The following is a 13451-nucleotide window of genomic DNA, read 5'->3' on the forward strand; positions in this document are numbered from 1 at the left end:
GCCTGAACTTCCGAAATGATTGATTCGAAACAATCCACCGGGCACAGCGCACGGGCCGCGCGCGGATCGCACGGCTGGCTCTCCCATCTCTGGAATCGTCCGGGTACCGCTCTCCCTCGCGAGATGTTTCTCCTCACCCTGGTAAGCGGCTTTCTTCTCCTCTATGGCCTGATCCCCTCCTTCGGGGGAGATCAGCTGGGCCTGGTCGGCGCGGACGAGCCTCGATACGCGCAGGTCGCTCGCGAAATGCTCGAGGCGCACTCGGAGGCATGCCATGCCGTCAACGCGAAGATCGTTCCTCGCAGCCTCCGCCTCCGGGATCTTGAAGCCTCCTATCACTGTCTGGCGGGAGGAACAGTAACTCCAATTCTTTACGGCCAGCCATGGCTGGAAAAGCCGGCGCTCTATTACTGGCGCGCCATGGGTTTCTTCAAAGAGTTCGGAGTCTCGGACTGGTCAGCCCGTCTGCCCTCCTCCACCGCGACGTTTGCGCTGATCGTCCTGATCTTTCTGCATATGCGACGATTCCGGCCCGGAGGCCATCTCGACGCCGCGCTGATTACTACCTCCTGTGTGGCTATCGTCAGCTTCGCTCGAGGAGCCTCCACCGATATGCAGCTTGCGGCGCCGTTCTGCATCGGCATGCTCGGGTGGTACGCATGGTATGAGACCGGCAAAAAGTTCTGGCTGTTCGACCTGTATTTCTTTGGCGCGGCCGCGACCCTGGCCAAAGGTCCTGTAGCTCCGTTCCTCGCGCTGGCGATCATAGTGCTCTTCGCCGGGCTGCGGCGCGAATGGTCCCTGCTGCGCAGGACGATCTGGCTGCCTGGCGTGACGCTCTATCTTGTGATGGTGCTGCCATGGTTTCTCGCGGTGCAGCATCATAATCCGACGTTCTTCCGGGTCTTCTTCAAGGAACACAACCTGGAGCGCTTCGCATCGAATCGCTACCAGCACCATCAGCCCTTCTGGTACTACCTTGCCGTCCTGATCATCGGCTTGATGCCATGGACCGTGATCGCGGGCCGCGCCCTGATCGACTCGATCGAGGTTTCGATCGCGGAGTGGAAGGTGCGACACAATCCGAGGCGTTACCTGGGACATACGCGCGCCGGGGATGCGTTCCCCGAGTTCCTGGTCCTGTGGGCGTTGTTCCCTATTGTTTTCTTTTCGTTTTCCGGTTCCAAGCTTCCCGGTTACATCCTTCCCTCGATTCCTCCTCTCACGATTCTCACTGCCGACTATCTGAACCGCGTTCGCCGTTGCGGTCTTCCGCGCTGGCTGTTGTGGGGTCACGCGGCCACCTGCGCGGTGCTCGTCTTCGTTCTGACGCTGGCTCCCCAACACATGAAGTACGAGACGCTGGTGCCTTCGACGACCTGGCTGATGGCTGCGGGAGGCGCGGCGCTCGGCTTTGCGCTGTTTGTCTTCCTGGTCGTCCGGCGCTGGGGAGTTTCGCAGATTGCGAACGCGACGCTGCTGCCGGTGCTGGCGACACTGGTGTTCCTGCTGGGCTTCCACGGCAGAGACCTGGATATCAACTATTCGGCTCGGCCGCTGGCGCGGGAGATGGCGCAGAAAGCTCCGGACGTGAAGATCGTCGCCGTCGAGCAAGTCAGGCGCGATCTGGACTATGGGATCGCCTTCTATCGCAACGAAGCCACGGTTCACTATGACAAGGACGGCGTTCCGGCGGAGGAGCATCTGCTGGTGATCCCCACCAAGGACCCGGCGGCGCTGGAGCACTATCTTGACGGACGGATCTATACTCCTCTGTTTCTGTATGACTCGCAGGGCCTGGAAGTCTATCGAGTTTCGGCTCGTCCCTGACGAGAAGGAGTCCCGGTTTAAGGATTGCGCGCCGCACGCGAGAAAAATTCTGTAAGCTCAACGGAGACTTTCGCCGCGTGGGCGGCGTAGTTTCTTTGAAGATGGCGGTTGCCACCCAACTCGAGCTGCTGGACCTGAGACAGTTCTCGGCGCGCCAGCTTCGACCTCTGCTGGAGGCGGAGGCGGAGTTGTGGCAGGAGAGACTGCGGTGGGACTACAGAAGCTCGACCGAGCTTCTGCTGCAGTATCTCGACTCCCGCATTCTTCCAGGCTTTGTCGCGCTGGACCGCGGCAAGATCGCCGGTTACACGTTCTGTGTGTACGAGGGTAATAAGGCCGTTGTAGGCGATGCTTTCGCGTTTGCCTCGAACCCGGAACAGAACCTGCAGGTTACCGATGCGCTGCTGCGAAGGCTGCTGGACCTTCTTCTTCACTCTTCGAACATTGGCCGCGTGGAGTCACAGCTGCTGCTTTACGATGCGGGCGCGATCACGGACAGCTTTCTGGCTGCGGGGTTCGTCCGGCATCCGAGGCTCTTCATGGAGCTCGATCTTTCCCTCCCGGGAAGAGGCTCGCTCCCGCGGGAGCGAATCGAAGGCGTGGAGCTGATTCCATGGTCGTCGCTTTACTACCAGGCGGCAGCGGAGCTGATCCATGCGGCGTATCGCGGACACATCGACGCAGAGATCAACGACCAGTACTGCTCGCTGCACGGCTCGCTGCGCTTTCTGCACAACATCGTGCGCTTTCCGGGGTGCGGCGTCTTTGAAGAACACCAGTCCTGGCTGCTGAGGGAGCGGGAGACCGGAAGGCTTGCGGGAATGATTCTGTGCTCCCGGGTAGCGCCGGATGTCGCTCACATTACCCAGCTCTGCGTCGCACCTTCGCAACGCGGCCGCGCCCTGGGCCGGTTTCTGCTGAATCATGCGGCGCACAAGCTGAAGCGATCGGGGACCTCGGCGATCACCCTGACGGTGACGGAGTCCAACAAGCCTGCAGTCGCGCTCTATGACGATATGGGGTTTGGAGTGCGGCATCGCTTCGACGCCATGACCCTCTCTCGGAACTCCTCTAGCTGGATACGCAGTTAAGACCCCCCCCCGGATATGATTGAGTAAGATGTTTATTTTGTTACACTTATTTAATTTTAAGCATCTAAAATATTGATTACATGGGGTTTAACCCATAAAATATTGATTTTTGTAGGGTTAGAGTCACTCCTCCGAACCCTCCGTCTGTTCGCTTCTGTAACTATTCTAGAAGATGGAGAGAAACTAATCGGCAAATGGATGTGGTTTGTTTTGTTGGATTTTCAGGGGGTTGGGGCTTGACAGGGTTTTCGAGCGCGGGTCTGCAGGGTTCGAGCTTCGCTCGAATGGCCCACTCATGCGATGAGACTGCATGAATGGGGCACCCGATGGGTGGATTTGAGCGAAGAGTAGGGCCGGCGGATAAAGATGTTTGGTGAGGTTCGGGGACTGGAAAAGCAACGGCAAAAGGAACGCAGGTCCTTCGACTGCGTGGTTCGCAAAATGCGCGAACCACTCCGCTCAGGATGACACGTTTTTCGGGTATCGGGCAGGTTCGCGCTTTTGCGCGAATGTCCCACTCATGCGATGAGACCGCATGAATGGGGCACCCAGCACCCGGCATGAGATGTTTGGTGAAGTTTGAGGACTCGAAAAGCAACGACAAAAGCAACCGCAGGTCCTTCGACTGCGTGGTTCGCAAAATACGCGAACCCCTTCGCTCAGGATGACACGTTTTTCGGGTATCGGGCAGGTTCGCGCTTTGCGTGAATGTCCCACTCATGCGATGAGGCCGCAGGAATGGGGCACCCGGCACTTTACTCTTTTAGCTTTGCGCTTTCGTCTGCCGTTTATTCGACGTGGTAGTTCGGAGCCTCGCGGGTGATGATGACGTCGTGGACATGACTTTCGCGGAGGCCGGCACCGGAGATACGGATGAAGCGGGCGTTCTGCTGGAGCTCCTCGATGGTTGAGCAGCCGAGATAGCCCATGCCGGAGCGGAGTCCGCCGACGAGCTGATAGACCATGCCTTCGAGAGGACCGCGATGCGGGACTCGGCCTTCGATGCCTTCGGGGACAAACTTTGCGAGGCGGTTGGAGCTGGAGGTCTCGCGGGCGGTCAGGTTGGGGCGTTCGGTCGAGGCGTCGGAGATGTCGTCCTTGCCCTGGAAGTAGCGCTCGCCGGAGCCCTGGGCCATGGCGGACAAGGAGCCCATGCCTCGATAGGCTTTGAAGCTTCGGCCCTGATACAGAATGGTTTCGCCGGGAGATTCATCGACGCCGGCGAAGAGCGAGCCCATCATGACGACGGAAGCGCCTGCGGCGATGGCCTTGGTGACGTCGCCCGAGTACTTGATGCCACCGTCGGCGATGATGGGGATATCGTTCTCGCGACCGGCGCGATACGCTTCGGAGATGGCGGTGATCTGGGGCATTCCCGCACCGGTGACCATTCGGGTGGTGCAGATGGAGCCGGGCCCGATGCCGACCTTGACGGCGTCTGCGCCTGCCTTGATCAGCGCGAGGGCTCCTTCGTAGGTGGCGACGTTGCCGGCGAGGACGTCCATCTCAGGGAATTTGCGCTTGGCCTCCCGAACGGCCTCGAGGACGCGAGAGGAGTGGCCGTGGGCGGAGTCGATGGCGAGGGCATCGACGCGGGCGTTGACAAGCTCCTCGGCGCGCTCGAGGAAGTCTCCCGTGGCACCGATGGCTCCGGCGACGCGGAGGCGGCCCTGGGAATCCTTGGAGGCGTTGGGGTACTTGAGCTTCTTCTGGATGTCCTTGACGGTGATGAGGCCCTTGAGCTCGTAGTCGTCGTTGACGACGAGGAGTTTCTCGACGCGGTGCTGGTGCAGGATCTGCTCGGCCTGTTCGAGGGTGGTTCCCACAGCGACGGTGATGAGATTTTCCTTGGTCATCACGTCGGAGATGGGGATATCGGTGCGGGAGACAAAGCGGAGGTCGCGGTTGGTGAGGATTCCGACGAGCTTCCTGTTCTTGGTCACCGGGACGCCGGAGATCTTGTAGCGGCGCATGACGTCGAGTGCGGCGGCGATGGGCTCCTCGGGGGAGATGGTGACCGGATCGACGATCATGCCGGACTCGGAGCGCTTGACCTTGTCGATCTCGCCGGCCTGCTGCTCGATGGTGAGATTGCGGTGGACGACGCCCATGCCTCCCTGCTGCGCCATGGCGATGGCCAGGCGCGACTCGGTGACGGTATCCATGGCTGCCGAGAGGAGGGGCGTGTTGAGAGTGATCCGCCGGGTAAGCCGGGTCTGGGTGCTGACCTGGGTGGGGATAACTTCGCTGTAGGCAGGTACGAGGAGGACGTCGTCGAAGGTAAGGGCTTCGGGAATCGGGAGATTGATCATGTCGTTTTGATCTCCAGCGGGGTGAGGCCCGATACAGGCAGATTGCCACTGGAGATTTAATGTTTGATTGTAGGTGAGGGTAGAACGATGCAGCAAGGCGGGTGGTTTGCGGGGTGGTGAATTTCTGGAGCAGGCTTTGGGCGATTTAGAGGTGGGATCGTCAGATTTGTTGGTGCTCCGGGACAGCTGAAGCTGCCGTTTCTGGATGACTTTCTGTGACACGGTTGAGCCGTGCCCTCAACGCGGCGGTTCGAGCTCCGCTCGAATGCCCCACTCATGCGATGAGACTGCATGAATGGGGCACCCGGCACCCATGATCTCAGCTGGGCGACATTAATGTTCCGGGGAAATGTTCACTGGAGGGAGACGCGGACCAGCCTGAGATGGCCGTCTTCTTCTGAGGGCTGAGCGTCGGGGTCCGGCGGGAGGTCGATCTCGGTGACCTGGCCGCGTCGGCGAAGTTGCTCCAGCAGGGCCTCATGCGGGTCGTAGTAGTAGGTTTCGTAGAGAACGACCCATAAGGTCTTCGAGGGCGGCGCGGTTGCGACGAACTGGTTGAGATCCTGCTGCTTTACGACCGGGCCGCCCCAGCCTTCGAAGCTCTGCCTTGTCCACCAGTCGTAGATGGAGATGGGAAATCCGGTCTCCTCGGGCTGAAAGTTCTGGTGCCGGGCGTAGTAGTCGAAGGGGACCTGGGCATAGAGGGCATCGAAGACGACCTTGTCGCCGCGGTGGTAGTTCCGTTGCAGCGCATTGACAAGGTTCTGCCAGGGATGTCCGTGAGGGCGGAGCGCCTGTCTCGAGAATCCGGCGCAGTAGATGCACACGACGCAGACCGCCATGACAAGTCCGAGAGCGTGCCAGCGGATGGAGTCTGTCCAGTACTGGAGGACGCGAGCGATGGCCAGGACGAGAAGAGGAACCAAAGGAAGAATGTAACGGGTATTGCCAAGATGAAGCAGGAGCACTCCCACGGTCATTCCCATGCTGACGAAGCCGAGGAGACGGCATACCGGGTCGCCTTGGACGAGCCAGAGGAAGGCGACGCCTGCGAGGGTGACGGCTAGGGGGAAGGCGCAGAGCAGGAAGAGGGCGGGTGATTTCGCGGGATAGAAGCCGGCGACGATGGCGACGCTTTTGGCGAGGGCAACCGGGGAGTGGTGGGCAGTGATCTCCTGGCCATAGGACAGAGCGCCAGGATCGTGATTGCTGCGCTTCAGCTCGCGATCTAGCTGGATTTTGAGATGGTACTGGGTGAGGGCGAGGGGAATACCGGGAGCGACAAGAAGAAGGGTGAAGACTGTGGTGAGGCCCAGGGCGGTAAGCCGTTCGCGGACGAAGGTGGAGCAGAAGAGCCAGTGAGCGAAGAGTCCCAGCAGAATGAAGACCCCGACGTAGTGGATGTAGAACAGAGCCGCCGCAAGGAGGCTATAAGCGACGAGAAGGGTCTTCGAGCGGTTGTGCTCGAGGGTAACGGCCCAATGAACCGAGAGGAGGCCGATGAGGACGAAGATGAAGAGCATGTAGTTGCGCACTTCGAGCGAGTACACGAACAACATAGGAGAGAAGGCGAAGAGGATAGAAGCGAGGACTCCGAACCGCGTGCCGAGAATTCTGCGGGCGAGAAGGAACATTGCGGCCATGCTGCCGATGTTGAGGAGGACGCTGAAGAGCCGGAGGTGGGTTTGTGTCTCGCCGACGAGGCGGACCCAGATCCAGAGAAGAACGGAGAAGAGTGGAGGGTGGACGTCGCCGGCAGTGAAGTGAAGGAGCTGACGGAAGCCGAGATGGGTGGTGAAGGCGGAGTAGGTCTCGTCCAGCCACAGCTCACGTGAGCCAAGCAGGAGGAGCTTGAAGCAGGCGCTGACCAGAAATACCAGGCCAAAAAGCAGGAATGGGCTTTCTTTCCAAACAGAGGTCGATCGATCTCGCATCGAAGTACCCTGATCTTTAGTTTTTTGGGGGGGCCGGAAATGTAGGTATACCACGCCTTGCAGGGGTTACCTATGGGAAAAGCGGGTCTCGAGAGCATGCGATTCGATGTTGCGGGAGTGGCAGGAGGTCGCGCGGGAGCGGAGGGTGAACCGCAAAACGGTTTGTAAACTCGCGAACGCGGATGTATCATACGGATTGCAGCGTTTTTTCCGTTGTCCGCAAGAAGCCGTGAACGCACCGGTAAAGGACGGAAGAGATGAGTGGGCTACAGCCCACTTTTTATTTGCTCTGAAATATGCCTTGCGCAGGGGTTTTGCGGAGGCGCGGGACAGGCAGCAGAAAGAATCATTATGGCGCTGAATCTGGACACAATACGGGCGACGGCGGACCGCGTTGCTGCTTCTCACCACCTGGAGGTGGTGGACCTGGAGTTTCAGGGCGGCGGCGGGAAGTTTCGTACGCTTCGGGTGTTCATTGAGAAGAATGCTGAAGAGCGGGCAAAGCTGGCAGCCCGGGCGGCGGAAGAGAGCACGGAAGAAGTCGTGCTGCCGAAGGGGATTCCGGTGGAGATGCTGTCGGGCGTAACGCATGAAGATTGCGCGATGTTCGCGCAGGACTTCGGTACGGTTCTGGATGTCGAAGACCTGATGCCGGGAACCGAATACACGCTCGAGGTTTCGAGCCCGGGGCTGGAGAGGAAGCTGTACCGTCCGTCGGACTATGCGCGGTTTACGGGAAGCCTGGTGAAGGTGCAGACCTTTACGCCGGTGAACAACAACCGGCAATGGCAGGGGCGATTGACGGAATTTGCCGGAGATGTGCTGACACTGGACCTGTCCGCAGTCAAGCAGAAGGGCAAGGCCAAGAAGGCGGCGACTGCGACGGTGGTAGAGATTCCGCTTGCGAATGTGGAGAAGGCGCAGGTGGTGGCTGAGTTTTAGCCTCGCCGACGCATCAGAAGAAAACAGGAAAGAGTAACGGCTCCTGGACGAGAGTCCACAGGGACCATGAAGGACAAATGACGATGGCAAGTGCTTTGTATCAGTCGATTGAGCTGTTGAGCCGCGATAAGGGAATCGATCCGGGCGTGGTGGTAGGCGCCGTGGAGGATGCGATCGCGCTGGCGACGAGGAAGTACTACAAGACGCAGGAGAACATGCGCGCCGAGATGGACCGCGAGAGCGGAGAGATTCGCGCCTATGTGTTCAAGACGGTCGTCGAGGGTCCGGAGCAGGTCGAGGACGAGGTCAACCAGATGACCCTGGAGCAGGCGCGTGCGCTGGCTCCGGAGGTGGAGATCGGTGCGGAGCTGAGATTTTACAAGGACACGACTCCGCTGGGCCGGATTGCGGCGCAGATGGCCAAGCAGGTGATCTTCCAGAAAGTTCGTGAGGCCGAGCGCGACACGGTGTTCAACGAGTACAACCACCGCGCCGGCGAAGTACTGACGGCGACGGTGAAGCGGCTGGAGCCGATGGATGTGATCTTCGACCTGGGCAAGGCCGAGGCGAGGATGCCGAAGCGGGAGCAGAGCCGTCTTGAGCAGTTTGCGATCGGCGAGCGGGTGCGCGTGGTTCTTCTGCGCGTAGACCGCGCCGCGAAGGGACCGCAGGTGATCGTGTCGCGGGCAGCACCGACACTGGTACAGAACCTGTTCCAGAGCGAGGTTCCGGAGATCTACGACGGTACAGTGAGCATCAAGGCGATTGCCCGCGAGGCAGGAGAGCGCACGAAGATTGCGGTGCAGAGCCGCGATAAGGACGTCGATCCGGTTGGCGCGTGCGTCGGCATGAAGGGCATGCGTGTGCAGTCGATCATCCGCGAGCTGCGCGGCGAGAAGATCGACATCATCGAATATTCGGACGAGATTACGACGTTTGCCGAGAAGGCGCTGCAGCCGGCGAAGGTGAGCCGCGTGTCGATTACGGATCTGGGGGAGAAGCAGATCGAGGTGATCGTCGACGATACCCAGCTGTCGCTGGCGATCGGCAAGAAGGGCCAGAACGTCAGGCTGGCGGCGAAGCTGCTGCAGTGGAAGATCGATATCAAGAGCGAAGAGGAGAAGCGCCAGGAGGTCGAGCAGCAGATGCAGGCCATGAGCGGCGGACCTTCCACCCCGATCGAGCAGGTGACGGAGCTGGGCGAGACGATTCTCGAGAAGCTGATCGCTGCGGGCATTACTACGGTCGAGACGCTGGCGGATATGACACCGGAGCAGCTAGAAGAGGTTCCGGGCATTGGAGAGAAGACAGTCGAAAAGATCTCGGTTGCGGTTCGCCACTACTTCGGACAGTACGAAGAGGGCGAGGTGCGGCCAGCAGTAGCCGAGGTTTCGGCTGCCGCAGAGGAGGGCTCCATGGAGAAGACACCGGAAGAGATTCTTGCCAGCGAAGCAGGAGAGGGCCTTGCAAAAGAGGTGAACGGGATTTCGACCGAAGATATTGCAGCGGCCGAGGATGAGGCCTCCGATTCGGACGCCTTCAGTGAAGCAGATGCCAGAGAGGAGCGGATTGAGTTGAATAACGACTCGGTGGACACACTGGTCAATGAGGCTCAGGACTTCTCCGATGAAGGCATCGACGATGGGCGAGACCGTGGCTAATCGCGGCGGACAGGCGCTGCACCGCGGGTGCAGCAACTTCAGAGATAATAGATATAACCACAATTCCTACCTCGAAGAGGCCGATATGAGCAGCTAAGGGCGTGAGGGAAGCGAAAAAAAGGAACGGATGAACAAAGTTCGAATCAACGATCTGGCACGCGAATTGGAAGTGAAGAGCAAATCGATTCTGGACGCGCTGACAGCGGTCGGCGTGACAGAAAAGAAGACCCACTCCAGCTCGATCGAGGCCGATGAGGCCGAAAAGGTCCGCGGGTATCTTACAGGCGGCAGCCGTGCGGGCAGTGGAGCAGCGAGACAGGGGGCAGAGAGGCCGAGGTTTGATCTCTCGAAGGTATCGAAGCCTGGCGACGCGCTCAAAGCGATCCTGGAGCGGAAGCAGGCCGAGGCCGCCGCTAGATCAGCGCCGCCCGTCGTACCACGGCCGGCGGTCGTTCCTCCTGTCGCCACCGTGGCAGTAACCCCGCCGCGGCCAGCGACGGTGCCCACGATGGCCGCGGCGGCAACCACGCCGCAGACATCTGCGGCCGCTGCGACAGGACCACGCAGGATTGTTCCTCTGCCGCGTCAGCAGGCGAATATCGTTGCTCCTCCGCCTGCAGCCCCGGCGATTGCAAGCAGGCCGCCAGCGGGCCCTGTGGTTGCTCGTCCAGTCTTTACGACGCCTCATGCCAGTGCCGCTTCGGTAGCACCGCCCGCACAGCGCCCGGTCCCGCCGGCAGCGCCGCCGCCGACAGCAGTCGCACCGAAGCCAGCGGCCGCTCCGGCACCGCCTGCTGTGCCTGCTACTCCGGTAGCTGAGCAGCCTGTATCTGCGGCTCCAGCGGCTCCAGCGCCTCCGCCAGTGGCCGCGGATTCACAAGCGACGCCTCCTGCGACGCCCGTCGCTGCCGCACCGGCACCTGCTGATTCAACAGCACCTGCAGCCCCGGCAGCAGCACCTACGGGATCTGTAGCTCCTACAGCTCCGGCAGTTCCGGCGGCACCTGCCGCACCGGCTCGGCGCGTCATCATGCCGCAGACGGGTCCTCGTCCGATCTATACGGCTCCGCCCCCTGCACCCGGCGCTCCGCCGCGCAATCGTCCGATCTTCGAGCGTCCGCGTACTCAAGGCGGCGGTCCCGGCGGATCTGGTGGCCCCGGCGGTCCTGGTGGACGTTCTCCTCTTCCTCCGGGCGCGAGACGCCCGATGCACCCGACGCGTACCTTCCCCGGTGGACCGGGAGGACCTGGCGGTCCGGGCGGCCGTCCGGGATTCGCTGGACCTGGTGGTGCACGGCCTGGGTTCGCCGCACGTCCGGGATTTGGCGGACCTCGTCCTGGTGGCGCGGCGCCTGGTGGTCTTCTGCCCGGGCCGGGGGGTGAGGCTCCTGCCGGACGGCCGGCTGGAAGGCCTGCGCCACGCGGCCGTGGCGGTCAGCGTTACGAGAAGACGAAGGAAGGCCCGATGAAGGGCTTTGCTCCTCCGCCGCGTTTTGGCGGGGCGCAGATTCCGCAGCAGCCACTGCCGATTACCCGCACCATCACGGTGACGGAGGGAATCAGCGTGAAGGATCTGGCGGAGAAGCTGGATATTCGTGGCAAGGACCTGATCGCCACCCTGCTGATGCGTGGTGTGTTCGTCACAGTGAACCAGTCGCTGGAAGGTGAGCTGGTTAAGGATGTGGCACGTCAGTTCGGCGCGGATGCCACCATCATCACGGTCGAAGAGCAACTGGAGAACGAGGCAATCGAAGGGTTCCTCGAGGACACGACCGGCATGACGGAGGTGGTTCGCTCGCCGGTGGTGACCGTCATGGGCCACGTCGATCACGGAAAGACTTCGCTGCTCGACGCGATCCGCCAGACGGATGTGGCCGCAGGCGAAGCGGGCGGAATCACGCAGCACATCGGCGCTTACAAGGTGCATGTAACCAAGCCGGATTCTCCGGCGTTCGGGCGCGAGATCGTGTTCCTGGATACCCCGGGTCACGAGGCGTTTACCCGTATGCGCGCGCGCGGCGCGAAGGTGACGGATATCGTCGTCATCGTGGTCGCCGCCGATGATGGAGTGATGCCACAGACGCTCGAGGCAATCGACCACGCGAAGGCTGCGAATGTGCCGATTATCGTGGCGATCAACAAGATCGATAAACCGGAGGCGAATCCGGACCGCATCAAGCAGCAGCTGGGCGAACGCGGCCTGCAGCTGACCGGATGGGGCGGCGACGTGGAGTACGTCGAGGTCTCGGCGAAGAAGCGCATCAACCTGGACCGCCTGGAAGAGATGATCTGCCTGGTGGCCGATGTGAACGAGCAGAAGTCGCAGCCGGATCGTCCAGCCGTGGGAACCGTCATCGAAGCGAAGCTCGATCGCGGACGCGGCGCTGTAGCCAGCATCCTGGTACAGAACGGAACGTTGCGGATCGGCGACAGTTATATCGTCGGCAACACCTTCGGCAAGGTTCGCGCCATGTTCGACGATCGTGGACGCGCCATTGCGGAAGCTGGGCCTTCGACTCCGGTCGAGATTCTTGGTCTGGAAAGCATGCCTGACGCTGGCGATACCTTCCTGGTCATGGCGGACCGCGACAAGGCCAAGGGCATTGCGCAGTACCGCAAGATGAAGGAACGCGAGGCGCAGCTGGCGAAGAGCTCGCGTGTCTCGCTCGAGGGCCTGGCAGAGCAGATCAAGCAGGCCGGCATGAAGGATCTGAACCTGATCCTGAAGGGCGACGTGCAGGGCTCGGTCGAGGTACTGGCCGATTCTCTGGAGAAGATGTCGACCGAGAAGGTGCGGGTACGGGTGCTGCGTGCAGGCGTGGGCGCGATCACCGAGTCCGACGTTCTGCTGGCTTCGGCATCAAACGCGGTCGTCATCGGCTTCAACGTGCGGCCGGATCGCAAGGCCGCCGAGATCGCCGAGCGCGAGAACGTGGAGATCCGTATCCACTCGATCATCTACGAGCTGCAGGACGAGATTACGAAGGCGATGTACGGGCTGCTGGAGCCGGTGTTCAAGGAGAACTACCTTGGACGGGCCGAGGTGCTCAATGTCTTCAAGATCACGAAGGTCGGGCAGATCGCCGGCTGCATCGTTCGCGATGGTCTCATCCGGCGCGATGCGCAGGTTCGCGTGGTGCGTAACGGTGAGGAACAGTGGAAGGGCAAGATCTCCTCGCTGAAGCGTTTCAAGGACGATGCGTCCGAGGTGCGGCAGGGTGTCGAGTGCGGTATCGATCTGGGGAACTTCAAGGACATCCAGGTCGGCGACTTGATCGAAGCCTTCACGACCGAGAAGCTGGCGGCCGAGCTTGGACAGACTGCAGCGGAGCGCAAGGCAGCGGCACCGACAGAGTCGGTGAACGCGTAACCTCATCCTCATTCCACAACTCAAAAGGCCGGGAGCGATCCCGGCCTTTATTTCTTCAATCCAAGTAGGTTCGGCGTCCTATGCGAATCAAGCGTAAGGCGCACTCGGTTGTAATTATGGCGATCCATTTGTTAATCAATCCAAGCGCGTTTTCTATTACTAATCCCCACTTCGGGTCTCAACTCATGTTCAATAAGTGCATCGGCCTGTTGGCGCCAGCCGAGAATCATTCGGCAAAGCGATCGTGAAGTTGCCTGATTCAGCCGCACGCGGCCAATCAGTTCACCTGAGAGTGTTTACGCGCAACTCGG

Annotated in this window: 7 protein-coding genes; 5 read left to right on the forward strand and 2 right to left on the reverse strand. The window is 60.8% G+C overall.

The features are described from left to right. The first annotated feature begins 15 nt into the window (after nt 1–15). Complete coding sequence (locus BDD14_RS09935) at nt 16–1830, forward strand: ArnT family glycosyltransferase (protein ID WP_130418668.1); 1815 nt, start codon at nt 16–18, stop codon at nt 1828–1830. Between the two features lie 77 nt (nt 1831–1907). After that, on the forward strand, nt 1908–2921 hold the full coding sequence (locus tag BDD14_RS09940; RefSeq protein WP_242617857.1) for a GNAT family N-acetyltransferase: 1014 nt from the start codon (nt 1908–1910) through the stop codon (nt 2919–2921). Between the two features lie 788 nt (nt 2922–3709). On the opposite strand, the gene guaB is transcribed toward BDD14_RS09940, so the two are convergent. Together guaB and BDD14_RS09950 are read right to left on the reverse strand one after the other, a co-directional pair. Then, nucleotides 3710–5233, reverse strand: a complete 1524-nt coding sequence (guaB, locus tag BDD14_RS09945; protein WP_130418669.1) for an IMP dehydrogenase — start codon at nt 5231–5233, stop codon at nt 3710–3712. Nucleotides 5234–5586: 353 nt separating this feature from the next. Then, nucleotides 5587–7167 carry a glycosyltransferase family 39 protein gene (locus tag BDD14_RS09950; protein ID WP_130418670.1) on the reverse strand — a complete coding sequence of 527 codons (1581 nt, stop codon included), beginning with the start codon at nt 7165–7167 and terminating at the stop codon, nt 5587–5589. Between the two features lie 351 nt (nt 7168–7518). Here BDD14_RS09950 and BDD14_RS09955 point away from each other — a divergent pair, with 351 nt between their 5' ends. The 3 genes from BDD14_RS09955 (at nt 7519) to infB (ending at nt 13140) form a co-directional block, all read left to right on the forward strand. Further along, a complete protein-coding gene (locus BDD14_RS09955) occupies nt 7519–8109 on the forward strand; it encodes a ribosome maturation factor RimP (protein ID WP_130418671.1) in 591 nt (196 codons plus the stop codon). An 83-nt stretch (nt 8110–8192) separates the two neighbouring features. Beyond that, a complete protein-coding gene (gene nusA, locus BDD14_RS09960) occupies nt 8193–9770 on the forward strand; it encodes a transcription termination factor NusA (RefSeq protein ID WP_130418672.1) in 1578 nt (525 codons plus the stop codon). A 127-nt stretch (nt 9771–9897) separates the two neighbouring features. Beyond that, the gene (infB, locus tag BDD14_RS09965; protein WP_130418673.1) at nt 9898–13140 is read left to right on the forward strand and encodes a translation initiation factor IF-2; all 3243 of its coding nucleotides are present in this window, start codon (nt 9898–9900) and stop codon (nt 13138–13140) included. Nucleotides 13141–13451 lie beyond the last annotated feature (311 nt).

Origin of the sequence: Edaphobacter modestus, assembly GCF_004217555.1 — a bacterium.
Classification (GTDB): Bacteria; Acidobacteriota; Terriglobia; order Terriglobales; family Acidobacteriaceae; genus Edaphobacter; species Edaphobacter modestus.

Coding starts and splice junctions, on each gene's coding strand:
- BDD14_RS09935 (WP_130418668.1), top strand. CDS start 16: ATGATTGATTCGAAACAATCCACCGGGCACAGCGCACGGGCCGCGCGC.
- guaB (WP_130418669.1), bottom strand. CDS start 5,233: ATGATCAATCTCCCGATTCCCGAAGCCCTTACCTTCGACGACGTCCTC.
- BDD14_RS09950 (WP_130418670.1), bottom strand. CDS start 7,167: ATGCGAGATCGATCGACCTCTGTTTGGAAAGAAAGCCCATTCCTGCTT.
- BDD14_RS09955 (WP_130418671.1), top strand. CDS start 7,519: ATGGCGCTGAATCTGGACACAATACGGGCGACGGCGGACCGCGTTGCT.
- nusA (WP_130418672.1), top strand. CDS start 8,193: ATGGCAAGTGCTTTGTATCAGTCGATTGAGCTGTTGAGCCGCGATAAG.
- infB (WP_130418673.1), top strand. CDS start 9,898: ATGAACAAAGTTCGAATCAACGATCTGGCACGCGAATTGGAAGTGAAG.